Annotated in this window: 20 protein-coding genes and 2 tRNA genes; 13 read left to right on the forward strand and 9 right to left on the reverse strand. The window is 65.4% G+C overall.

What is annotated here, in order from left to right:
• Nucleotides 1-27: 27 nt before the first annotated feature.
• The gene (locus tag M2341_RS01040; RefSeq protein WP_264583900.1) at nt 28-1,083 is read left to right on the forward strand and encodes a MarR family transcriptional regulator; all 1,056 of its coding nucleotides are present in this window, start codon (nt 28-30) and stop codon (nt 1,081-1,083) included.
• Nucleotides 1,084-1,156: 73 nt separating this feature from the next.
• A tRNA-Val gene (locus M2341_RS01045) sits at nt 1,157-1,232 on the forward strand.
• A 16-nt stretch (nt 1,233-1,248) separates the two neighbouring features.
• Here M2341_RS01045 and M2341_RS01050 read toward each other — a convergent pair.
• The 5 genes from M2341_RS01050 to metX all read right to left on the reverse strand — a co-directional run bounded on the left by M2341_RS01050 (nt 1,249) and on the right by metX (nt 5,768).
• The gene (locus M2341_RS01050) at nt 1,249-2,115 is read right to left on the reverse strand and encodes a pirin family protein (protein WP_264583901.1); all 867 of its coding nucleotides are present in this window, start codon (nt 2,113-2,115) and stop codon (nt 1,249-1,251) included.
• Nucleotides 2,116-2,221: 106 nt separating this feature from the next.
• Complete coding sequence (locus tag M2341_RS01055) at nt 2,222-3,445, reverse strand: multidrug effflux MFS transporter (protein WP_264577776.1); 1,224 nt, start codon at nt 3,443-3,445, stop codon at nt 2,222-2,224.
• Nucleotides 3,446-3,581: 136 nt separating this feature from the next.
• Nucleotides 3,582-4,175 (reverse strand): methionine biosynthesis protein MetW, encoded by a 594-nt coding sequence (gene metW, locus M2341_RS01060; protein WP_181561002.1) that lies wholly within the window; start codon nt 4,173-4,175, stop codon nt 3,582-3,584.
• Nucleotides 4,168-4,623, reverse strand: a complete 456-nt coding sequence (locus tag M2341_RS01065; RefSeq protein WP_264585958.1) for a GNAT family N-acetyltransferase — start codon at nt 4,621-4,623, stop codon at nt 4,168-4,170. Before M2341_RS01065 ends, metW begins: the two co-directional genes overlap by 8 nt.
• 5 nt (nt 4,624-4,628) lie before the next feature.
• Nucleotides 4,629-5,768, reverse strand: coding sequence for a homoserine O-acetyltransferase MetX (metX, locus tag M2341_RS01070; RefSeq protein WP_264583902.1), 1,140 nt, complete (start codon nt 5,766-5,768; stop codon nt 4,629-4,631).
• A 138-nt stretch (nt 5,769-5,906) separates the two neighbouring features.
• Between metX and hisC the strand changes: the two genes are divergently transcribed.
• The 3 genes from hisC to M2341_RS01085 all read left to right on the forward strand — a co-directional run bounded on the left by hisC (nt 5,907) and on the right by M2341_RS01085 (nt 8,712).
• Nucleotides 5,907-7,022 (forward strand): histidinol-phosphate transaminase, encoded by a 1,116-nt coding sequence (gene hisC / locus M2341_RS01075; protein ID WP_181561000.1) that lies wholly within the window; start codon nt 5,907-5,909, stop codon nt 7,020-7,022.
• Nucleotides 7,022-7,930: a prephenate/arogenate dehydrogenase family protein gene (locus M2341_RS01080; protein WP_264583903.1), complete on the forward strand. Its 909-nt coding sequence runs from the start codon at nt 7,022-7,024 to the stop codon at nt 7,928-7,930. The genes hisC and M2341_RS01080 overlap by 1 nt, the downstream gene beginning before the upstream one ends.
• A gap of 113 nt (nt 7,931-8,043) precedes the next feature.
• On the forward strand, nt 8,044-8,712 hold the full coding sequence (locus M2341_RS01085; protein ID WP_264583904.1) for a hypothetical protein: 669 nt from the start codon (nt 8,044-8,046) through the stop codon (nt 8,710-8,712).
• A 70-nt stretch (nt 8,713-8,782) separates the two neighbouring features.
• Here the strand turns inward: M2341_RS01085 and M2341_RS01090 are convergent, their stop codons facing one another.
• The gene (locus M2341_RS01090; protein WP_264583905.1) at nt 8,783-11,149 is read right to left on the reverse strand and encodes a ribonuclease R family protein; all 2,367 of its coding nucleotides are present in this window, start codon (nt 11,147-11,149) and stop codon (nt 8,783-8,785) included.
• A gap of 236 nt (nt 11,150-11,385) precedes the next feature.
• Here M2341_RS01090 and M2341_RS01095 point away from each other — a divergent pair, with 236 nt between their 5' ends.
• From M2341_RS01095 to M2341_RS01105, 3 genes are all read left to right on the forward strand, one after another.
• Nucleotides 11,386-12,018 (forward strand): PilZ domain-containing protein, encoded by a 633-nt coding sequence (locus M2341_RS01095; RefSeq protein WP_264585959.1) that lies wholly within the window; start codon nt 11,386-11,388, stop codon nt 12,016-12,018.
• A gap of 130 nt (nt 12,019-12,148) precedes the next feature.
• Complete coding sequence (locus tag M2341_RS01100) at nt 12,149-12,469, forward strand: DMT family transporter (RefSeq protein ID WP_264574049.1); 321 nt, start codon at nt 12,149-12,151, stop codon at nt 12,467-12,469.
• Between the two features lie 136 nt (nt 12,470-12,605).
• Nucleotides 12,606-13,856 carry a mechanosensitive ion channel family protein gene (locus M2341_RS01105; RefSeq protein WP_264583906.1) on the forward strand — a complete coding sequence of 417 codons (1,251 nt, stop codon included), beginning with the start codon at nt 12,606-12,608 and terminating at the stop codon, nt 13,854-13,856.
• Nucleotides 13,857-13,901: 45 nt separating this feature from the next.
• Here the strand turns inward: M2341_RS01105 and dapD are convergent, their stop codons facing one another.
• Nucleotides 13,902-14,744, reverse strand: a complete 843-nt coding sequence (dapD, locus tag M2341_RS01110; RefSeq protein ID WP_264577783.1) for a 2,3,4,5-tetrahydropyridine-2,6-dicarboxylate N-succinyltransferase — start codon at nt 14,742-14,744, stop codon at nt 13,902-13,904.
• A gap of 252 nt (nt 14,745-14,996) precedes the next feature.
• On the opposite strand from dapD, the gene M2341_RS01115 reads away from it, so the two are divergent.
• Both M2341_RS01115 and M2341_RS01120 read left to right on the forward strand, forming a co-directional pair.
• Nucleotides 14,997-15,425: a GlcG/HbpS family heme-binding protein gene (locus M2341_RS01115; RefSeq protein WP_264577784.1), complete on the forward strand. Its 429-nt coding sequence runs from the start codon at nt 14,997-14,999 to the stop codon at nt 15,423-15,425.
• Between the two features lie 18 nt (nt 15,426-15,443).
• Nucleotides 15,444-17,558 carry a malate synthase G gene (locus M2341_RS01120; RefSeq protein WP_264577785.1) on the forward strand — a complete coding sequence of 705 codons (2,115 nt, stop codon included), beginning with the start codon at nt 15,444-15,446 and terminating at the stop codon, nt 17,556-17,558.
• 58 nt (nt 17,559-17,616) lie between these two features.
• Here the strand turns inward: M2341_RS01120 and M2341_RS01125 are convergent, their stop codons facing one another.
• Both M2341_RS01125 and M2341_RS01130 read right to left on the reverse strand, forming a co-directional pair.
• Nucleotides 17,617-18,048 (reverse strand): DUF4168 domain-containing protein, encoded by a 432-nt coding sequence (locus tag M2341_RS01125; protein WP_264583907.1) that lies wholly within the window; start codon nt 18,046-18,048, stop codon nt 17,617-17,619.
• Nucleotides 18,049-18,253: 205 nt separating this feature from the next.
• Nucleotides 18,254-18,328, reverse strand: a tRNA-Thr gene (locus M2341_RS01130).
• Between the two features lie 110 nt (nt 18,329-18,438).
• Between M2341_RS01130 and M2341_RS01135 the strand changes: the two genes are divergently transcribed.
• The 3 genes from M2341_RS01135 to M2341_RS01145 all read left to right on the forward strand — a co-directional run bounded on the left by M2341_RS01135 (nt 18,439) and on the right by M2341_RS01145 (nt 20,524).
• Nucleotides 18,439-18,606, forward strand: coding sequence for a hypothetical protein (locus tag M2341_RS01135; RefSeq protein WP_264583908.1), 168 nt, complete (start codon nt 18,439-18,441; stop codon nt 18,604-18,606).
• Nucleotides 18,607-18,831: 225 nt separating this feature from the next.
• Nucleotides 18,832-19,515 carry a CerR family C-terminal domain-containing protein gene (locus tag M2341_RS01140; RefSeq protein ID WP_264583909.1) on the forward strand — a complete coding sequence of 228 codons (684 nt, stop codon included), beginning with the start codon at nt 18,832-18,834 and terminating at the stop codon, nt 19,513-19,515.
• A gap of 4 nt (nt 19,516-19,519) precedes the next feature.
• Nucleotides 19,520-20,524, forward strand: a complete 1,005-nt coding sequence (locus tag M2341_RS01145) for an HlyD family efflux transporter periplasmic adaptor subunit (protein ID WP_264583910.1) — start codon at nt 19,520-19,522, stop codon at nt 20,522-20,524.
• Nucleotides 20,525-20,562 lie beyond the last annotated feature (38 nt).

Here is a 20,562-nt window from a genome sequence, read left to right on the forward strand (position 1 = left end):
CGCCAGATCATGCAATTGAGGCTCCAAATGTTAACAGGCTTCGATGACAACCCGCGTTATGATGCAAGCTTTGCCCCCCGGCTCGACCAGATGCTGTCCGAAGCGTTGGAGCAGCCCACGATTCTGGTGGGAGGGGATCGCCCGGCAAGTAACTTTTTTGCGCGGGCTGCGGAGCGCGCGGGACTGCAATGCATCGGGTCTACAAGCCTCACGGCCCTTCTTTGGTCGGCGGTCTCGACCGTGCCTGACCTGCTCCTGCTCGATCTAAGGGGTGAGGAGGCCCACGACTGGCTGGAGCATCCCTTGGCGCCACAAGTCATGCTGAAGGGGCGCCGGGTCTGTGTGCTCGTCGATCTGGCTTCCCTCGAGCGCGCTTTTGCGCTTCTCGAAGGCGTCGAGGCCGAGGTCTTGTGCGATCCCAGCCTTGCGGACATCGTCACGATGCTCGTCTCCGCCGGGCTGCGCCCGATGACGTCCGGGCCTGCGACGATGCGCGATATCGCCGGGGACGGGGAGGGCGTTCGGCTGGAGAGACTGAGCGAGGAAGTCCGCCGGCTCGCCCAGACGCTCGAGCGACTGTCCGGCAGCGCCAAGCCTGCCTCGTCGCTGGCGGGGTCGACATCGCAAAGCGGACAGGCGCTTTCCCCGCCGCCCTCCACACAAAAGTCTCAGGCGGCAGCGGTCCCGGCCCAGCCGGCCATGGCGGAGCGGTCGCCGATCGAAAGCCGCGCCAGTGCCGCGGAGATCCGCGCCCTCATTCGGGCGCGGCGGCTCCGCGACGAGTTTCTGCCCGCGGACCTGTTCGCCGATCCCGCCTGGGACATGCTGTTGGACCTGCTGGCGGCCCGCCTTGCCGGCCAGCGCGTTTCGGTTTCGAGCCTCTGCATTGCCGCTGCCGTTCCGCCGACCACGGCGCTGCGCTGGATCACGCAGCTGACCGAACGCAAAATCCTGGTCCGGCTTGCTGATCCCACCGATGGACGGCGGGTATTCATCGACCTGACCGATGAGACGGCGGACGCGGCCCTGCAATGGGTCGACAAGGTGCGCCGCAGGGGCGGGCTTTTGGCGCCGCAGCGTTGAAGCACAGCTTGACCCGCCCCCATAGCGACCGATAAGGGGCGCCTGTGACGGGCGAACCGTCACGATGCTGCTGGGGCGATTAGCTCAGTTGGTAGAGCGTCTCGTTTACACCGAGAATGTCGGCGGTTCGAGCCCGTCATCGCCCACCAGCATCCTGTCCGGTGATCACACGGGCGTGCCAAAGCGCCCGCTGTTGAAATCATCGATCGCCGCGTGGATTTCCGCTTCGCTGTTCATCACGAAGGGCCCGTAGCCGACAATCGGTTCGTCGATCGGTTCGCCGGTGAGGACGAGCAGGCTCGACTCGCCCGCGGCCTGGATTTGAACATCCTTGCCGTCTTGGCTCAGCAGCAGAACCTCGGCCTCCTCAAGCGGCTGGGTGCCATTGATCGTGAGCCGGCCAGTCAGCGCGACGATCAGGGCAATGTGTCCCTCAGGCAGAGCGAGCGTCGTGTCCGCGCCTACGGTCAGCCGTACATCCCACACGTTGATGGGCGTGAAGGTACGGGCCGGCCCCTGAGCGTCGCCAAGGGCGCCCGCGATGATGCGTGCGATACCCGTAGCAGCACCGAGGTCGACGGTGGGAATGTCTTCGGCCGAAATCGCCTGATAACCCGCCGGCCCCATCTTGTCCTTGCCGGGCAGGTTCACCCAGAGCTGCACGATCCGGAACGGACCACCGGCGCGCGCGAAGGCGGGCGAATGGAACTCCTCGTGCAGAATGCCGCCGGCGGCCGTCATCCATTGCACGTCGCCAGGGCCGATGATGCCACCGTTGCCTGTGGAATCGCGATGCTCCACTTCGCCGTCATACACGATGGTGACCGTCTCGAATCCACGATGGGGATGCTGTCCCACACCCCGCCGGGCCTGCGTCGGTTCGAACGCGTGCGGCCCGGCATAATCGAGCAGCAGGAACGGGCTGATCTGTTGCCCAAGGTCATGATAGGAAAAGAGCGAGCGAACCGGGAAGCCATCGCCGACCCAGTGGCCCTGATTGTTGCCGTAACGGCCGAGAATTGCCTTGCGCACGAACGATCTCCGCAGGCGGGCACGCGCCAGCCTTTCCCCTCAGATAGGGTGAGAGACTCAGGAAATGAAGGACGGCGCAGCTCGCCGAGCGCCCGCCCGCCGCCACTTAGCGCGGTGGCAGCGGGGGCCGCATGGCGTTGCGACGCGGGCGGGTGAAGAGGCGTCCGCGCTCGGCCAGCAGGATGAAGACGAGCGCGACCAGCCCGGTGGCCATGAAGCCTTCCGCCAGTGGCTGGGTGGTGCCATCGAACCGTTGTCCGGTCGCCGCCCCGATCAGCGTGGCAATCGCCATGCGCGCAAAGCTCTGGAAGCTGGCGGCCGATCCGGCGATGTGACCGAAGGGCTCCATGGCGATCGAGCCGAAGTTCGATCCGGTAAAACCGACCATGCCCATGTTGAGCGCGATCAGCACCATGAACAGTAGCAGCGGCTCGGGATGCATCTGGCTGGCCAGCAGCTGCGCGACGCTGACGACGATGAAGAAGATGAGCGCGAGGTGCGAGACCCTACGGGCGCCGAAGCGCTCGACAATGCGGCTGTTCGAAAAGTTCGCCACCGCCATCGACCCCGCCACGCAGGCGAAGGCGAGCGGGAAGAAAGCCCCGGCATCGAACACGTCGAAGAAGATTTGCTGCGCGCTGTTCAGGAAGCCGAACATGCCGCCCATCATGATCCCCGCGCCGAGCATATAGCCCAGGCCCTGACGATCCTTGACGACCGCCGCCCAGTTGCGGGCGATGACCGGCAGGGAAATGCGCTGGCGCTGATCTTCATCGAGCGTCTCCGGCAGCCGGCGCCATGTCCAGACCAGTACGATGCTGGCATAAGCTGCGAGGACGAGGAAGATCTCGCGCCAGGATGCCACGGTCAGCACCAGTTGACCCACGGAGGGAGCGATGACCGGCACCAGCATGAAGATGATGAAGATCACGCTCATCAGCCGCGCCATGGTGTCGCCCGAGTAGCGATCGCGGATCACGGATACGGCGAGCACGCCCAGGCCAGCGGCAAAGAAGCCGTGCACCGCGCGCATCGTGAGTAGCATCTCGTAGGTCGGCGCCAGTGCGCTCGCGAGGCCGCCTAGGGCCGAAAAGGTAATGCTGAGCAGCAGCATTGGCCGGCGACCGAACCGGTCGGCCAGCGGACCGGCGACCAGCGATCCGACGGCGTTGGCCAGCATATAGGCCGTGATCATATATTGCAGCGAATTGGGGTCGGCCACGTTCAGCGACGCGCGAATCGCGGGGAAGGCCGGCAGCATCGCGTCGATGGCGAGCGCATTGAGCGCCATGATCGACGCCATCAGGCCGACAAATTCACGTTCGTTCATGGGAAAGGGCTTGGCCGCAGCAGTCATGTCGTCGTTTCGCTGTTCTGTTCGTGGCACGCCCTATGCACCGCCTGTTGCCATCTGGCCACCCCGTTGTTGCACTGCAGCATAATTCGGAAGGGTGGTGTGGCGCCCATCAGGCATGCAGCAGGAAGACGGCGTGTTCGGCGAACAGATTGGCATTGGCTGATCCCGTCGTGCGGCCATGGTTAAGGAACCATTGGGCATCGATGGTCCAGCCGCGCTCACGCACCAGCGCCCGAAAATCGTCGATGGTGAGGTGATGGATGTTGGGCGTGTCGTACCAGCGCTCGGGCAACAGCGGCGTCACCGGCATCCGCCCGCCCCACATCAGAGAGAGGCGCCCGCGCCAATGCGCGAAATTGGGAAAGGAGACAAAGGCCTGTTTGCCGATGCGCAGCAGTTGCTCGATCACCTTGTCCGGCCGCCGCGTCGTCTGGAGCGTCTGACTGAGGATCGCGAAATCGAAGCTCTTGTCGGGATAATAGCCAAGGTCGGTGTCGGCATCGCCCTGAACGACCGGCAGGCCGCGCCCGACGGCCGCGGCAACATTGGCCGGATCGATCTCCAGCCCGCGCACATCCGCGTGTGCTCCGTCGCGCATCGCCGCCATGAGCGCGCCATCGCCGCACCCCACGTCCAGCACCCGAGAGCCCGTGGTGACGTGGCGCGCGATCAGCGCAAGATCCGGACGCAGGCCGTCAGTCATGTGGCGAAGTCTCTTCGCCATTCAGCAGTGTGTCGAAGGCGGGGTCGAGCCGTTCCATGTAGCGGTCCGGCTTTCGCGGGCTGCGGAAACCGAGTGGGGCATAGACGCCATGCGCATCGAGCGTGGTGAGTCCGATACGCCGGATGCCCTGGAAATCAGGATGATCGAGAAACCACTGGACCATGCGGCGTGCCAGCCCGGCCCCGCGCGCGGCCTCGTCGACCCACACGTCGCTCAGCCAGGCAAAGGTGGCATGGTCGGTGATCATGCGGGCGAAGCCGACTTGGGTGCCGTTGCGATAGGCGCCGAGGCAGTGCGATCCATCAATGGCCCGGTCCACCAGCGCGCGGGCGATGCCGGGCGACCAGTAGCTCGAGGCTAGCCAGCCATGAATGCGCGCGCGGTCCAACCGGACCGGATCGTCGCTCAAAGTGATATCAGCGTGCATCCCGGTCACGCGCCGCCTCTCAGGAAGCCGTCGAGCACGCGATTCATCTCCGGCGCATCGAGCAGGAAGCTGTCATGCCCGAAGGGGCTCGAAAGCTCGACGAAGGTTGCGGCCCGACCGGCGGCATGGAGCGCGTGGACGATGTTGCGCGACTCTGTCGTCGGGTAGAGCCAGTCGGTATCGAAGCTGATGATGCAGAACCGCGCCTGCGTCCGCGCGAACGCATTGGCCAGACTGCCGCCATGATCCTCCGCCAGATCGAAATAATCCGTCGCCCGGGTGATATAGAGATAGCTGTTGGCGTCGAACCGCTCGACGAAGCTGATGCCCTGGTGGCGCAAATAGCTCTCGACCTGGAAGTCGGCATCGAAGCCGAAGGTCTTCGCCTCCCGCGCCTGCAGCTTGCGGCCGAACTTTTCGGTCAGCCCGGCTTCGGAGAGATAGGTGATGTGCGCGGCCATGCGCGCCACCGCCAGACCCGCCGCCGGGGGCTCGCCGCTGGCATAATAGTCGCCGCCGCGCCAGCGCGGGTCGGCCATGATCGCCTGGCGCCCAACTTCGTGAAAGGCGATGTTTTGCGCGCTGTGACGGGCGGTGGTGGCAATCGCCAGCACGGCGCGCACGCGCTCGGGATAGAGGGTCGGCCACGCCAGCGCCTGCATCCCGCCCATCGAGCCGCCGACCACGGCGGCAAGCTGGGCCACGCCCAGATGATCGAGCAGCATCGCCTGGGCGCGGACCATGTCGGCGATGGTGATGACGGGAAAGCGCATCGCAAAAGGCGCACCGGTGGCAGGATCGATGCTGGCCGGGCCGGAAGAGCCGAGGCAACTGCCCAACACATTGGCGCAGATGACGAAATGTCGCTCGGGGTCGATCGGCTTGCCGGGCCCCACGGCGCGCGTCCACCAGCCGGGCTTGCCGGTCACCGGATGCTCCGACGCCACGAACTGATCGCCGGTCAGCGCATGGCAGATCAGCACGGCATTGCTGCCCTGCGCGTTCAATGTGCCATAGGTTTCGTAAGCGATCTCAACGGGCGTCAGGCTAGCGCCGCTATCGAGCCGGAGCGGCCCTGCCAGCCGGATGGACCGCCGCAGGCCGAAGCGCTGGTCTGTGGAAGCGATGGCACTCTCCATGGACATGATCCAGCGCTTGAGCCGAAGAACGGGCATTGTCAATCGGGCCGGCGGGGCGGGGCGGTGGAGCGCATCATCGCGGAGCTTTGGGCGAATCGCACAGGCCTTTGCCAATTGCGCACAGCGGGGCTAAAGCGCCACGCCATGACAGACGATCTGCAAAAGCCCGCCGCGCCCGTCGCCAAAGACTGGATCATGGCCATCGCGCCTTATGTGCCGGGCAAGTCGAAGGCGGATGATGGCCGCGAGGTCGTGAAGCTTTCGTCCAATGAAAATCCCTTCGGCACAGCCGAGCCGGTGCGCGCGGCATTCCGCTCCGCTGCCGACTGCCTGGAGCGCTATCCCGACTCCGCTGCGGTGGAACTGCGCGAGGCGATTGCGCAGCGGCATGGGCTCGATCCGGCCCGGATCATCTACGGCACCGGGTCGGATGAAGTGCTGCACATGGCTGCCGGCACCTTTGCAGGCGCGGGCGACGAGATCATTTTCATGCGCTATGGCTTCTCCGTATACCCGATCGCGACGCGTCGCGTCGGCGCGGTGCCCGTCGAGGTGGCGGACAAGGATTATGCGACGGATGTCGATGCCATCCTGGCCCATGTCACGGACCGCACCCGGCTGGTGTTCCTCGCCAATCCGAACAACCCGACCGGCACGTTCACGCCTCGCGCGGAGATCGCCCGCCTGCATGCCGGACTGCCGCCACATGTTCTGCTGGTGCTGGATCAGGCCTATAGCGAATATCTCGACGCCGAGGATGACGATGGCGGGCTGGAGCTCGCCCGCACCGCACCCAATGTGCTGGTCACGCGCACCTTCTCCAAGATCTTCGGCCTTGCTGCCGGCCGGGTCGGCTGGGGCTATGCCAGTGCGGAGGTGATCGACGCGATGCATCGTATCCGCCAGCCCTTCTCCTTCCCGATCGCCTCGTCCCGCGCGGCGGTCGCGGCGCTGGAGGCGCAGGACTTTGTGGAGAAGAGCCGCGCGCACAACAGCGAATGGCGCGCCTGGTTCGAGACGGAGATCGGGGCGCTTAGCAACAAGGGGCTGCGCGCCGTGCCGTCCAAGGCCAATTTCAGCCTCGTACTGTTCGAGGGCGAGACGAGCGCCGAGACGGCCTATAAGGACCTGATGGACGCGGGCTATATCGTGCGCTGGCTGCCGGGTCAGGATCTGCCCAATGCCCTGCGCATCACCATCGGCACGCCGGAAGACATGAAGGGGCTCGTCGCTGCACTCCGTCGGATCGTCGGCGCCTGATGCTGCCCTTTTCGCGCGTTGCCATCATCGGGCTGGGCCTGATCGGCTCGTCGCTGGCGCGCGCCCTGCGGGCCTATGCGCCGACCGTGCGGGTGGTCGGGCATGATGCCAATCCGGACGTGCGAGAGACCGCGCGGCGGATCGACCTATGCGATGATGTGACGGACACGCCCGGCGCGGCGGTGATCGATGCCGATCTGGTGGTGCTGTGCGTGCCGCCGGGTGCGATGGCGCCGGTTGCCGAGGCGATCCGCGACGATCTGGCGGCCGATGTCATCCTCTCGGAGGTGGCCTCCTCCCAAGCCAGCATCATCGCCGAAATCCACAGGGTCCTGCCCGATGTGACGCTGGTGCCGGCACATCCGGTTGCCGGCACGGAGAATAGCGGCCCGGAGGCAGGCTTTGCGACGCTGTTCCGCAACCGCTGGTGCATCCTGACGCCGCCGGCCGGGACCGATCCGGTCGCGGTCACGCGGGTCGAGGCGCTGTGGCAGCGACTGGGCGCCAATGTCGAGATCATGGATGCCGCGCATCATGATCTGGTGCTGGCCGTCACAAGCCATTTGCCGCACCTCATCGCCTATACGATCGTCGGCACGGCCAATGATCTGGAGAGCGTGACGCGCAGCGAAGTCATCAAATATTCGGCCGGCGGCTTTCGCGACTTCACCCGCATCGCCGCGTCCGATCCCACCATGTGGCGCGATGTCTTCCTCACCAACAAGGACGCGGTGCTGGAGATGCTTCAGCGCTTCTCGGAGGATCTCTCGCAACTGCAACGGGCCATTCGCTGGGGCGATGGCGACGCGCTGTTCGAGCATTTCAGCAAGACGCGGGCGATCCGTCGCTCGATCATCGAGCAAGGGCAGGACGACGCCGCGCCTGACTTCGGCCGGCAGCACGAATAATCGGCCGCCGAAACACAGCGATCGCTTCCGCGGCGTATATCCCTGACAGGATATGACGCCTGTACCCGGCTCGGGCATGAGCGCGCCCTCATGACATTTGGGGGGAAAGCAAAATGCCTATCAAGATGAAGACCTGTCTCGCACTGAGCACCGCCACGCTTCTGGCGGTGTCGCCCGCCTTCGCAGAAGATGCGCGCTACTCGGTTGGCGTCACCGCCGGCACGCTCGGCGCCGGGCCGGAAGTGGGGATGAGGATCAATGAGACGTTTGGCGTACGAGCCAGCGCGTCCTTCTTCGATTTCAGCCACGACATCGACGTCAACGACCTGACCTATGAGGGCAAGCTGAAGCTCGAATCCTATGGCGCCGTCGCGGACGTCTATCCGTTCGGCGGCGGGTTCCGGCTTTCCGGTGGTTTCCGCATCGCCAAGAACCGGGTCAGCGCTACGGCGACGCCGACCGAGCCTGTCACCATCGGCGATGTTACTTATATCCCGAGCGAGATCGGCACGCTCTCCGGCACGATTCGCGCCAAGGACTTCGCCCCGCTGCTGACCGTGGGTTATGGGGGTGGCCTGACGCGCGGCATCAAGTTCGGCGTGGACGCCGGCGCCATGTTCCAAGGCACGCCGCGCGTGGATGCGCTACGCGCCACCGGCAGCCTCGCCACCAACGCGGCTTTCCAGGAGCAGTTGCTCAAGGAACAGGCGGACGTCGACGACGAGGTCAACAAGTACAAGGTTTACCCTGTGCTGCAGTTTTCGTTGTTCTACGCCTTTTGACCTGACAGCGCAGGAATGAACGACGGGGCGCGCCTAGATGGAGCGCCCCTTTATCCAATGTCCCGCGCGATCAGCGGCGTTTGACCGGCCCCTTGCGGCGCGCGGTGTGCCGGATGTTCGGCGGGCGTCCGGTGCGGCGGACGGGCGCACTGCCGGGACGGCGACGGTCCTTGCGTTCGGGCATGTGGCTGGCGCCGTGCGGAATCTCGAAGCGCAGCGCGCCGCTCACCGGGTCGGATTCGGCGATGCGCAGGTCGATGCGGTCGCCCATGGCATAGCGGTCGCCGCTATCCTCGCCGATCAGCGCCTGATGCACCTCGTCATAGCGAAAATATTCGCCACCGAGCGTTGAGACGGGCACGAGTCCATCGCCGCCCAGCTCGACGACGGTGGCAAAGAAGCCGAAGCTCTGCACGCCGGTGATGCGGCAGGCCATGATTTCGCCGACATGCTGCGCCAGAAACGCGGCGACATAGCGGTCGACCGTTTCGCGTTCCGCTTCCATCGCCCGACGCTCATATTGGCTGATCCGCTCGCCGATGGGTGCGAGATCGGCCACGTCTTCCGAAGAGAGCCGCGTGTCGCGCGGGAGCGACTTGTCCGCCGGGGCGGGCATTTCCAGCCCATAGGCGCCGACCAGCGAGCGATGCACCAAAAGGTCCGAATAGCGCCGGATCGGTGAGGTGAAGTGCGCATAGGAGCCGAGCGACAGGCCGAAATGGCCGAGATTGCGCGGGCCGTAATAGGCCTGCGTCTGGCTGCGCAGGATCTGCTCCATGATCTGCGGGCGCGCGGCGGCATCATCCGGAATCTGCTCGATCAGCCGGTTGAAGGTCTTGGTGGTGATCACCTGCCCGAGCGCCAGGCTGATGCCGTAGGTTTCAAGATACTCCTTAAGCGTCGTCAGCTTCTCCCGGCTGGGCGGCTCATGGACGCGGTACATGACCGGCGCCTTCTTGGCTTCCAGCGCCTTGGCGGCAGCGACATTGGCGGTGACCATGAAATCTTCGATCAGCCGGTGCGCATCCAGCCGTTCGCGGATGGCGATGCTGACGATGCGGCCTTCCTCGTCGAGCACGACCCGGCGCTCGGGCAGGTCGAGATCGAGCGGACCACGGGCATCGCGCGCCTTGGCGAGCGCCCGCCAGCAAGCCCAGAGCGGCACCAGCGCCTCGTCGATCAGCCCATCGCCTTTGAGGCGATCGATCAGGCCCGTGTCGAGCCGGGTGTCGGAGAAGGTTCGCTCGGGCTTGCCTTCGACGCGGTCGATGGCGGCCTGCGCCATCTCATAGGGAATGTTGGCGGCGACACGGATGATCGCGCGGGTAAAGCGCCAGGATTTGAGCGCACCGCCCGGTCCGATGACGAGGTGGCAGGCCAGTACGGCGCGATCCTCGCCGGCCTTGAGCGAGCACATGTCCGACGAGAGCGCGTGCGGCAGCATCGGCACGACACGGTCGGGGAAATAGACGCTGTTGCCGCGCTTGCGCGCCGAGCGATCCAGCGCCGAGCCGGGGCGCACATAATAAGAGACGTCTGCAATGGCGACGATGGCCTTGAAGCCGCCTTCATTGGCCGGATCATCGTCGGGCGCGGCCCACACGGCATCGTCGAAATCGCGGGCATCGACCGGATCGATCGCCACGATGGGCAGGGCGCGCAGGTCCTCGCGCGCATCGGCGTGGAGGGGCAGGTCGTGGACCTTCGCGGCTTCGGCCTCGGCCTCCTCGGGAAACACGTCGGGGATGCCATATTTGTGAATGGCGATGAGGCTGAAGCTGCGCGGCTGGAAGGGGTCGCCGAGCACATCCGTCACCCGCGCGGTGATGCGCGGGGGTCGGCCACTTTTCTCGGCCAGCACGAGATCGCCCGGCTGCGCATCGCCCTGGTCGCTGATCGGCGTCTCATAGCGGATGCGCTTGTCAACGGGACGCAGGATCAGCTTGCCGCGCTCGTCCTTGGCCACCACGCCGAGCATCTGCTCGGTCGCGCCGGCCAGCTTCTTCATGGGATGGGCGACCCAGCCATGACCGGCCTGCTCGGTGCGTGCCAGAATCCGGTCGCCAACGCCCAGTGCACCGCGCTTGCCGCGCTCGATGACGCGCAGCTTGGGAATAGGGTGGCCCTCGGCTTCCCAGCGCTCCGGTACGGCGATGACCTGACCGCCATCGGACTCGACCACGCGCAGCACGGTGACCTTGGGGACGCCGCCCATCAGGTTGAAGGCCCGCGCCTTGCCGGTTTCGAGCAGGCCTTCATCGGCCATGTCGCGCAGCAGGGCCTTGAGCGCGATCTTCTCGTTGCCGCGCAGGCCAAAGGCCTTGGCGATCTCGCGCTTGCCTGCCGGCTGATCGGCATTGCTGATGAAATCGAGGATCTGTTCGCGCGTCGGCAGGCCGGCGGGCTGGGGAAGGGTGGGCTTTCTGGGTGGTGCCATAGCGTCGATATAGGCACGTGCCGGCGCCGGCGCTAATCAATTGCAACGCGGCCCGTTCGGCGCATTTCGGGACTCGGCGAGGAGCGCGAGTCGACGGATGGGATTTGCGCCGGCAAGCGAGCCTGCTATTTGCGGGGAGATTTCCTCAGCCCCGCAGACGTCCGGGAGGTCGGACGGACGCCGGGCCGAGCGACGGATCTAGAGAATGTTTTTTGGATAGGAAGCCGATTGTGCCGATGCCGGCAGACCAGTCCAACCCAGCGGCCGCTCGGCCTTCCCGCACGAATCTGCTCCTGTCCGCGACTATTGAGGCGGAGGGGATCGCCGCTCCGGTGCGCATCCGCAATCTCTCCGAGCACGGCGCGTTGCTGGAAGGCGCCGCGCTGCCGCCGGTCGGCGCGGGCCTCGTCTTGCGGCGCTTGCAGCTGGAGATGGGCGCCACGGTCATCTGGGTGGACAAGAATCGCTGCGGCGTGCGCTTTGAGGGCACGATTTCGGTGTCCGGCTGGCGGGAGGGCAATTGGATCGCTGCCGCAAGTCAGATCGGGCTGCCCCGCGCCGATGCGCCTCTGCCGTCATCACGGCCCGCTGCGGCTGGGACGGCGCCCCGCGCCTCGGCCCCGACTGCGGAGCTGGATCGGCGAATCGCCGAGGAACTGGATGTGCTGCGGCATCTGATCGAAGACCTCGGCACGCAACTGGTCGAAACGGTGGATGTCACGAGCCGGGCGACCGCCTTGCAGCAGTTCGATCTTGCCGCGCAGACGCTTGGCTATCTGGCCGAGGTGCTCAAGGCGCCCGACCGGGCAGCCGCCATTGACGCCATCGGCATGGAACGCCTCCGCCAGCGCCTGCTCGGCGGCGGCTGAGGGCTTGATCGACTTAGGGCCTAAGTGCCCTTGATCGCACGCGGTGTGGCGCCTAAATTTTCCTTGCGGCGACCACGTTCCCGCCTCTGACGTCAAGACCGGGACGGCCCGGCGCTTTCAGGAGGCTGTCATGGCGTGGATTGCGCTTTTTATCGCGGGTTTGTTCGAGGTCGTCTGGGCAACGGCCATGAAGCAGTCGGATGGCTTCACCCGGCTATGGCCCACCCTCGTCATGATCGCGGCGATGCTGCTCAGCTTTGCCTGCCTGGCCTGGTCGCTGAAGGTTTTGCCACTCGGCACGGCCTATACGATCTGGACGGGCATCGGCGCGCTCGGCGCATTCGCTGTCGGCATCGCGTTTTTTGGGGAGGCGCTTACAGTGCTGCGGCTGACCGCTGCTGCGCTGATCGTTTCGGGCCTCGTCCTCATGAAGATTTCAACGCCGGTCTAGATCGTCTGGCGCAGCCAGCGGCCCGCACAATCCGGCCGCTGGTTTGACTTCATGCCTAAAGGCAGGCAGGTTGGCCGCCCAATTTGAGATAAAACAGGAGCTTATCGCCGGCCCCCTCGCGGTCGCGCCCATTGTCATGATTGATTCTATTCCCTCGGCAACCGACCCTTCCTTTTCCATTCCCCTTTTCGATCGGTGGTTCGCCGGTCTGCCGGCCTGGGCTGAAAGCCTCGCCGGGCTGGCAATCCTGATCGCGGTCGCGGCGCTCGCGAACTTCATCTTCAAGTCGATCCTGCTGCGCATGGCGCTGCGCGTCCTGCCGCACGATACGCCTGCACTTGGCCGCGCGGTGGCCCGGCTGACCAATATCGTCCCGGCTATGGTCGTCGCGCGCGGGATCGCCGCCGTACCTCATCTGCCGCCATCGCTGGTGACGGTGGTGCAGAATGTGGCCGGCGCGTTCGTGATCCTCACCATCGTGCTGGCGCTCAGCCATGCACTGACCTTCGTCAACGATCTCTACCAGCGGCGGCCGCACGCCGTGAACCGGCCGATCAAGGGCTATATCCAGGTTCTCAAGATCGTGCTGTTCGCGGCGGCGGCGATCCTGATGATCGCCCAGCTGATGGATAAGTCGCCGCTGCTGCTGCTTTCGGGCCTTGGCGCCATGGCGGCAGTCGTCATGCTGGTGTTCAAGGATACGATCCTGTCGCTGGTGGCGTCCGTCCAGCTGACCTCCAACGACATGCTGCGCGTGGGTGACTGGATCGAGATGCCGCAGCTCAATGCTGATGGCGACGTGATCGACATCGCGCTGCACACGGTGAAGGTGCAGAACTGGGACAAGACGATCACCACCATCCCGACTCACCGGCTGATCGAGGAGAGCTTCAAGAACTGGCGCGGCATGTCCGAATCCGGCGGGCGGCGGATCAAGCGCTCGCTGATGATCGACCAGACCAGCGTGCGGTTTCTGTCCGATCAGGAAGAGCAGAGCCTGCGCCGCTTTGCGCTGCTGGGCGACTATTTGGTGGAAAAGCAGGCGGAGCTGGAGCGATGGAACAGCCGCATCGCCCATGACGGCCTCGATCCGGTGAACAGCCGGCGGGTCACCAATTTCGGGACATTCCGGGCTTATATGGCCGCCTATCTGCGGGCCAATGCGCGCATCTCGAAGGAGATGACGCTGCTGGTGCGGCAATTGGACCCGACGCCGCAGGGCATTCCGCTGGAAATCTACTGCTTCACTACCACCACGGCTTGGGCGGCCTATGAGGCGATCCAGGCCGACATCTTCGACCATATGCTGGCCGTGCTAGACTCTTTCGATCTGCGGGTGTTCCAGGAGCCGAGCGGACGGGATCTGCGCCAACTCAAAGCCGCCTGAGATGGGAAAAGGCGGGGCGAGGTCGGGCCCCGCCCCCTTTCCCGATCAGTCGCGCAGCAGGTCGTTGATGCCCGTCTTGGAGCGGGTCTGTGCGTCGACGGTCTTGACGATGACAGCGCAATAGAGGCTCGGGCCGGGCGTGCCGTCCGGCAGCGGCTTGCCGGGGAGCGAGCCGGGCACAACCACCGAATAGGGCGGCACCTCGCCCATATAGACCTTGCCGGTGGCGCGATCGACGATCTTGGTCGACTGGCCAATGAAGACGCCCATCGACAGTACCGAGCCCTGGCCGATGCGCACGCCCTCGACGACTTCCGAGCGCGCGCCGATGAAGCAATCATCCTCGATGATCACCGGGTCGGCCTGCAGCGGCTCCAGCACGCCGCCAATGCCGACGCCGCCAGAGAGGTGGACGTTCTTGCCGATCTGCGCGCAGCTGCCGACCGTCACCCAGGTGTCGACCATCGTGCCGTCACCCACGAACGCACCGATATTGGTGAAGCTGGGCATCAGGATGACGTTCTTGCCGACATAGCTACCGGCGCGAACGATGGAACCGGGTACAGCGCGGAAGCCGGCGGCGCGGAATTCCGCTTCACCCCAGTTTGCGAATTTGGAGGGCACCTTGTCCCACCAGTGGCCGGCGCCGGGGCCATTGTCGATCAACGCATTGTCGTTGAGGCGGAAGGAGAGCAGCACGGCCTTCTTGAGCCATTGGTTGACCTGCCAGCCATTAACGCTGGGCTCGGCCACCCGCGCTTCGCCGCTATCCAGCAGCGCCAGCGCCTTCTCCACCGCCGCACGGACGTCACCCGTGGTGGACAGGCCGATATTGGCGCGGTCCTCCCACGCGGCATCGATGGTGGCGATCAGCTTGGTATCGGTCATGACGTCCCTCGTATTTCATCGCGAGTGCGGAGTGTGGGCCGCCCCTTAATGCGTTTTGGCGCGATGCTGAACCGCTTTGTGACCGGGGCGTTGGCATTTCGGCAGTTGCTGTGACCGATGTCCTGTCGCCAGCAAGGCGTTGCGCTTCGCGGCTGATTCGACGCGGACTTTGCTGGTCTCGACTGAACGGGCCGGCTATGTCCCCGCACAGCCAAATCCCGATGATCGCACGTGAGCGGAAGGAACAGATTTATGAGCCGGATCAGTTTGCAACAGGCCAATGCGGTTATCGAGGGCGTCTTCGCGCAAGGGCAGGCCGCAGGGTTCAAGCCGCTGAGCGCCGCCGTCGTGGATGCTGGCGGGCATTTGATCGCCTTTCAGCGCGGCGATGGCGCTTCTTTCGCGCGCGCGCAGGTGGCGACGGGCAAGGCGGCCGGGGCGCTCGCCATGGGCGTTTCGTCACGCAAGCTGGGGGATATGGCGCAGGAGCGCCCCTGGTTCATCGGGGCTTTTGCGGCCTCCGCGCCGCATGCGGTGATCCCGGCGGCCGGTGGCGTCATCATCGTCGACGATGAGGGCGTGGCGATCGGCGCGGTCGGGGTGACCGGCGACACATCGGACAATGACGAAGCGGCCGCGCTGGCCGGGCTGGCAGCGGCTGGCCTCAAGGCGCAGGGCTGAACGGCGGGGATGCAAGGCATGACGAACAAGGTGGACCGCGCCGGGCTCTCGGTGGCGCAGGAACTGGCCGACTTCATCGAGCAGCGCGCGCTGCCGGGTACGGGGCTGACTGCGCAAGACTTTTGGGCCAGGACGGCAGCGATCTTTGCCGATTTTGCGCCGCGCAATCGTGCGCTGCTGACGAAGCGCGACGATCTTCAGGCGCAGATCGACGCCTGGCATGAGGCGCGGGCCGGCCAGCCGATCGATCAGCAGGCCTATGAGGCTTTCCTACGCGAGATTGGCTATCTGGTTCCAGAGCCGGCGCCCTTCACCATCGATCCGCAAAAGGTCGATGCCGAGCTCGCAACGCTGGCCGGGCCGCAACTGGTGGTGCCGGTGCTCAACGCCCGCTTCCTGCTCAACGCGGCCAATGCGCGCTGGGGTAGCCTGTACGATGCGCTCTACGGCACGGATGCCTTGCCGGGAACGGCCAAGCCGGGCGGCTACGATTCCGAGCGCGGCGCGCAGGTCATCGCCTGGGCCAAGGCCTTTCTCGACAGGGCCGTGCCGCTGGTGTCCGGGAGCTGGGCGGACATGGGCGATCCCGCCAAGGGCTTCGCCATCGCGGACGGCACCCAATATGTCGGCCAGACGCCCAAGGGCCGCCTGTTCCGCAAGAATGGCCTGCATATCGAGGTGGTGTTCGACCGCAATCACCCCATCGGCAAGAATGACCCCTCGGGCATCGCTGACGTGGTGATCGAATCGGCGCTCTCGACCATTGTCGATCTGGAGGATTCGGTCGCGGCCGTGGATGCGCAGGACAAGGTGGCGGCCTATGCCAACTGGCTCGGGCTGATGCAGGGTGACCTCTCCGCGACGTTCGAGAAAGGCGGTAAGACGCAGACGCGCAGGCTCAATCAGGACCGGGTTTTCAAGGATCGCGAGGGGTCGGAATGGTCGCTCAAGGGACGCAGCCTCCTGCTCGTCCGCAATGTCGGCCATCTGATGACCACGCCGGCGATTGTGCTGCCCGATGGCGCCGAGGCGCCCGAGGGCATTCTCGATGGTATCGTGACCAGCCTGATCGGCCTGCACGATCTCAATGGCGCCGGGCCGGTGCGCAACAGTCTCGCCGGCAGCGTCTACATCGTGAAGCCCAAGATGCACGGGCCGGAGGAATGCGCCTTCACCAACGATCTGTTCGATGCGATCGAGGATATGCTGGGCATGGACCGGCACACCATCAAGGTCGGCGTAATGGACGAGGAGCGGAGGACGTCTGCCAACCTCATGGCCTGCATCGCGGCGGTCAAGGATCGGGTGGTGTTCATCAACACCGGCTTCCTCGACCGGACGGGCGATGAGATTCACACATCGATGCGAGCCGGGGCGATGATCCGCAAGGGCGACATGAAGAGCGCCGCCTGGATCAAGGCCTATGAGGATCGCAACGTGCAGATCGGTCTGGCCTGCGGATTCTCTGGCCGGGCGCAGATCGGCAAGGGCATGTGGGCGGCGCCGGACCGGATGGCCGACATGCTTGAGCAGAAGATCGCGCATCCCATGAGCGGGGCGAACACGGCCTGGGTACCCTCACCGACGGCGGCGACGCTGCACGCGACGCACTATCACACCGTCGATGTGGCGGCGCGCCAGCAAGAGCGCGGGCGCGAGCTGGTGGCGCCGCTTTCGGGCCTGCTCACCGTGCCGCTCTCACCTGGCACCAACTGGTCCGAGCAGGAGATCGTCGAGGAGCTGGAGAATAATGCGCAGGGGATTCTCGGCTATGTCGTCCGCTGGATCGATCAGGGGGTTGGCTGTTCCAAGGTGCCGGACATCAACGACATCGGCCTGATGGAAGATCGCGCGACGCTGCGCATTTCTTCCCAGCATATCGCCAACTGGCTGCTTCATGGCGTGTGTACGCCGGCGCAGGTCGATTCGGCCTTCGAGAAGATGGCGGCCAAGGTCGACGCACAGAATGCCGGCGATCCGCTCTATCGACCGATGGCAGGCCATCCGGAGAGCCTTGCGCTGAAAGCCGCACGGGCCTTGGTGTTCGAGGGCGTCGCGCAACCAAACGGCTATACCGAGCCCCTGCTTCATGCGTGGCGATTGCGGGTGAAGGCGCAGGACAACCGGGCATGAAAATGGGCGGCTCCGCAGGGAGCCGCCCAAGTCGTTTCAGCGTTGTGCGCGCCGCGTCTTAGGGATTCGCGGTGGCCGGCTGCTGTGTCGCCATGTCGGCCGAGGCCAGTTCCTGAATCTTCTTTACGAGATCCGGATTGGTCCGGGTCGCCTGGGCAATCTCGTTGTAGCGCGCCGGCGTCAGGCCATTGGACTGCACTGCGGCGAGCATCTGCTCCTGCTTGGCGTCGGCAGCGACCGTTGCGTCCTTCTGGATCTTGTCCGCCTGGATAGCGGCCTTTGCAAAGCCGACCAGCTCCGCGTCCGTAAAGCTCGTGGGAGCCGCTGCCGTGGCCGGTGCGGCCGGCGTGGCAGGAGAAGCCGGCGCTGCGGGCGAGGCGGGCGACGCGGGCTGTGCAGTGGCTGGCGCTGCGGTGTCCTGCGCCATGGCTGGCACAGCAATGCCGCCGCTCAGCAGCAACGCAGCGGTGTAAAGCAGTGATGACTTCATGACGGATACCTTTCAGATGTTTTGAACCGTGCTTGAAAGGTAGGGAGCGATGGGGAGGGGGCAAATAAACGTCGATTACACGTTTGCTCACCGGGGTGAGGTGTGTCTGCAGCGCCACTCATGCACCGTAAGTCGATGATTTCTCGTGGCCCGCAACCAGCCGTTACAGGCTGGCTCTGCGTTCTTCACAGCAAATGGGGGAAAATGGTGCTGCCGGCGAGGATTGAACTCGCGACCTCAGCCTTACCAAGGATGCGCTCTACCACTGAGCTACGGCAGCACTGCCGTTCGCAGGGGTACCCCGCGTCAGCAAGGCCGCGCCTATGGCCTTACCGTCTGGCCTTGTCAAGGCGACTTGCAGCGCAAAAGCCGGATTCGTAAAGCAAGAGGATGAGCACCCCGCCCTCCGACCGCCAACGCCGGCTCGCCGAAGCGTTGCGGGCCAATCTGCGCCGCCGCAAGGGGCAGGCCCGTGCCAAGAGGGATGCGCCGGATTCAAAGGCCAAGCTGGATCAACCTGTCGAGGGGCGCGAAGAGGAGGCTCCTACGGATCGCTAGGGCGTCGCAGCGGTTCAACCTAGCCTTCCCGACGGTTACTCTCGCCATTTGACATTGTTCGTTCGATCGAACAAATATCCTTCATGCGGTCTCCATCGTCATTGTGCTGCTCATCGTTGAACGCCGCTCGACGAAGGATCTCGAGATCGAGCGGTTCAGGGACGTGCCACCAGCACGTCCGCCACGCCACGACGGGCAAAGAAAATGCATGAGGCCGTAACCCGCATGCGCAAGAAAGCGCTCGCAACGGATATCGAGGCCGCATCCGTGGACACAGAAAGCCCGGCGCGAAGCGATCTTCCGTTGCAGATTATCGAGGCGGCTCTCGAGCAATTCGGCCGCTTCGGCTTCGATGGGGCCAGCACGCGAGAGATTGCCCGCGCCAGCGGGACGGCGATGTCCTCGATCACCTATCATTTCGGCTCCAAGGAAGGGCTCTACCTCGCCTGCGCCGACCATATCGCCTCGGTCGTCGGCAGTATCTACGCGCCGCTGATCGCCATCATCGAGAAGCAGCCACCGCAGACGCCCGCGCAGGCCCGCACACAGATGCTGGCGCTGCTGGAGACGCTGGCGCGCTTCCTGCTCTCGTCGCGCTCGGCGACCTTTGCGCAGTTCGTGGCCCGCGAGCAGCAGCACCCGACCGAGGCCTTCGCGCGCCTCTACGATGGATTGATAGGGCCACTGGTGGAGACCGCGATTCTTCTCTCCGCGGTCGCACGGCCCTCGCTCGCCGAAGCGGAGCGCCGCCCGCTGATCCTCCATATCATGGGCATGGCGCTGATTTTGCGCCTCGGCCGCGCCTGCGTGGTGCGGACCATGCAAGTGCCCGATCTCGATTCCGCCACGGGCGAGGCGCTGGTCGCCAGCCTGCTCAAGTCCGCCGAAACCCTGCTCACCGAGGAATGACGCCATGACCCGCCAGCGCCTGATCGTGCTCATCATCGTCGCCGTGCTGCTGATCGCTGCCGTGAGCACGCGCGGCTTCGGGCTGCTGGGGCGGGATGACGGGCCTCTGACGCTCTATGGCAATGTCGACATTCGGGAAGTGGATCTCGGCTTCCGGGTCGGCGGGCGGATCGCGCAGATCCCGGTGGAGGAAGGCCAGCGGGTCAAGCAGGGCATGCTGCTGGCCGAGCTGGACCGAGCCTCCATCGATAGCGCCGTCGCCCAGTCCGATGCACGCGTGGCGCAGGCGCGCGCGGAACTGCTCAAGCTTCAGCGCGGCAGTCGGCCGGAAGATGTCACTCAGGCGCAGGCCCGCCTTGCGGCAGCGCAGGCGGCGGCGCGCGATGCCCAGCGCGACTATGAACGTCGGCAGCCGCTGGTCGCCCCGGGCGCAATCAGCCGCGATGTGTGGGAAGCCACCGTCGCCATGCGCGATCGCGCTAATGCCCAGCTCGCCGAGGCGCAGGCGGCGCTGACCCTGGTGCGCACCGGCGCGCGGCGCGAAGACGTCGAGGCGGCGCGCGCGGCGCTGCAGGCCGCAGAGGCTGCGCGCAAGGGCGTTGGCACCGATCTCGACGACGCCCGCCTGCTCGCGAGCGTGGATGGTGTGGTGGTGACGCGCGCGCGCGAACCCGGCGCAATCGTGGCGCCGGGCGAAACCGTCTTCACGCTGGCCATCGATCGCCCGGTGCGCGTGCGAGCCTATGTGGCGGAGAACCAGCTCGGCCGGATCGCGCCGGGTATGACAGTGACGATCACGGCGGACGGCAACCCCAAATCTTATTCAGGCATCATCGGCTATATTTCGCCGCGCGCGGAATTCACCCCCAAGACGGTGGAGACGAGCGATCTGCGCACCGACTTGGTCTATCGCTTGCGGATCGTCGTGGATCATCCGGACGGCAAGCTGCGGCAGGGCCAGCCGGTGAGCGTCTCCATCGCCGATGCCGCTCCTGTAGCGAAGCGCTGACCATGCGCGGGACGTCGCCATCGCGACGGAATAACGGC

This window comes from Sphingobium sp. B7D2B (assembly GCF_025961895.1).
Lineage (GTDB): Bacteria > Pseudomonadota > Alphaproteobacteria > Sphingomonadales > Sphingomonadaceae > Sphingobium.

Excerpts from the sequence above, each read along its gene's own strand:
- M2341_RS01040 (WP_264583900.1), top strand. The coding sequence starts at position 28 with ATGTTAACAGGCTTCGATGACAACCCGCGTTATGATGCAAGCTTTGCC.
- M2341_RS01055 (WP_264577776.1), bottom strand. The coding sequence starts at position 3,445 with ATGAACGAACGTGAATTTGTCGGCCTGATGGCGTCGATCATGGCGCTC.
- metW (WP_181561002.1), bottom strand. The coding sequence starts at position 4,175 with ATGACTGACGGCCTGCGTCCGGATCTTGCGCTGATCGCGCGCCACGTC.
- M2341_RS01065 (WP_264585958.1), bottom strand. The coding sequence starts at position 4,623 with ATGCACGCTGATATCACTTTGAGCGACGATCCGGTCCGGTTGGACCGC.
- metX (WP_264583902.1), bottom strand. The coding sequence starts at position 5,768 with ATGTCCATGGAGAGTGCCATCGCTTCCACAGACCAGCGCTTCGGCCTG.
- hisC (WP_181561000.1), top strand. The coding sequence starts at position 5,907 with ATGACAGACGATCTGCAAAAGCCCGCCGCGCCCGTCGCCAAAGACTGG.
- M2341_RS01080 (WP_264583903.1), top strand. The coding sequence starts at position 7,022 with ATGCTGCCCTTTTCGCGCGTTGCCATCATCGGGCTGGGCCTGATCGGC.
- M2341_RS01085 (WP_264583904.1), top strand. The coding sequence starts at position 8,044 with ATGCCTATCAAGATGAAGACCTGTCTCGCACTGAGCACCGCCACGCTT.
- M2341_RS01090 (WP_264583905.1), bottom strand. The coding sequence starts at position 11,149 with ATGGCACCACCCAGAAAGCCCACCCTTCCCCAGCCCGCCGGCCTGCCG.
- M2341_RS01095 (WP_264585959.1), top strand. The coding sequence starts at position 11,386 with ATGCCGGCAGACCAGTCCAACCCAGCGGCCGCTCGGCCTTCCCGCACG.
- M2341_RS01100 (WP_264574049.1), top strand. The coding sequence starts at position 12,149 with ATGGCGTGGATTGCGCTTTTTATCGCGGGTTTGTTCGAGGTCGTCTGG.
- M2341_RS01105 (WP_264583906.1), top strand. The coding sequence starts at position 12,606 with ATGATTGATTCTATTCCCTCGGCAACCGACCCTTCCTTTTCCATTCCC.
- dapD (WP_264577783.1), bottom strand. The coding sequence starts at position 14,744 with ATGACCGATACCAAGCTGATCGCCACCATCGATGCCGCGTGGGAGGAC.
- M2341_RS01115 (WP_264577784.1), top strand. The coding sequence starts at position 14,997 with ATGAGCCGGATCAGTTTGCAACAGGCCAATGCGGTTATCGAGGGCGTC.
- M2341_RS01120 (WP_264577785.1), top strand. The coding sequence starts at position 15,444 with ATGACGAACAAGGTGGACCGCGCCGGGCTCTCGGTGGCGCAGGAACTG.
- M2341_RS01125 (WP_264583907.1), bottom strand. The coding sequence starts at position 18,048 with ATGAAGTCATCACTGCTTTACACCGCTGCGTTGCTGCTGAGCGGCGGC.
- M2341_RS01135 (WP_264583908.1), top strand. The coding sequence starts at position 18,439 with ATGAGCACCCCGCCCTCCGACCGCCAACGCCGGCTCGCCGAAGCGTTG.
- M2341_RS01140 (WP_264583909.1), top strand. The coding sequence starts at position 18,832 with ATGCGCAAGAAAGCGCTCGCAACGGATATCGAGGCCGCATCCGTGGAC.
- M2341_RS01145 (WP_264583910.1), top strand. The coding sequence starts at position 19,520 with ATGACCCGCCAGCGCCTGATCGTGCTCATCATCGTCGCCGTGCTGCTG.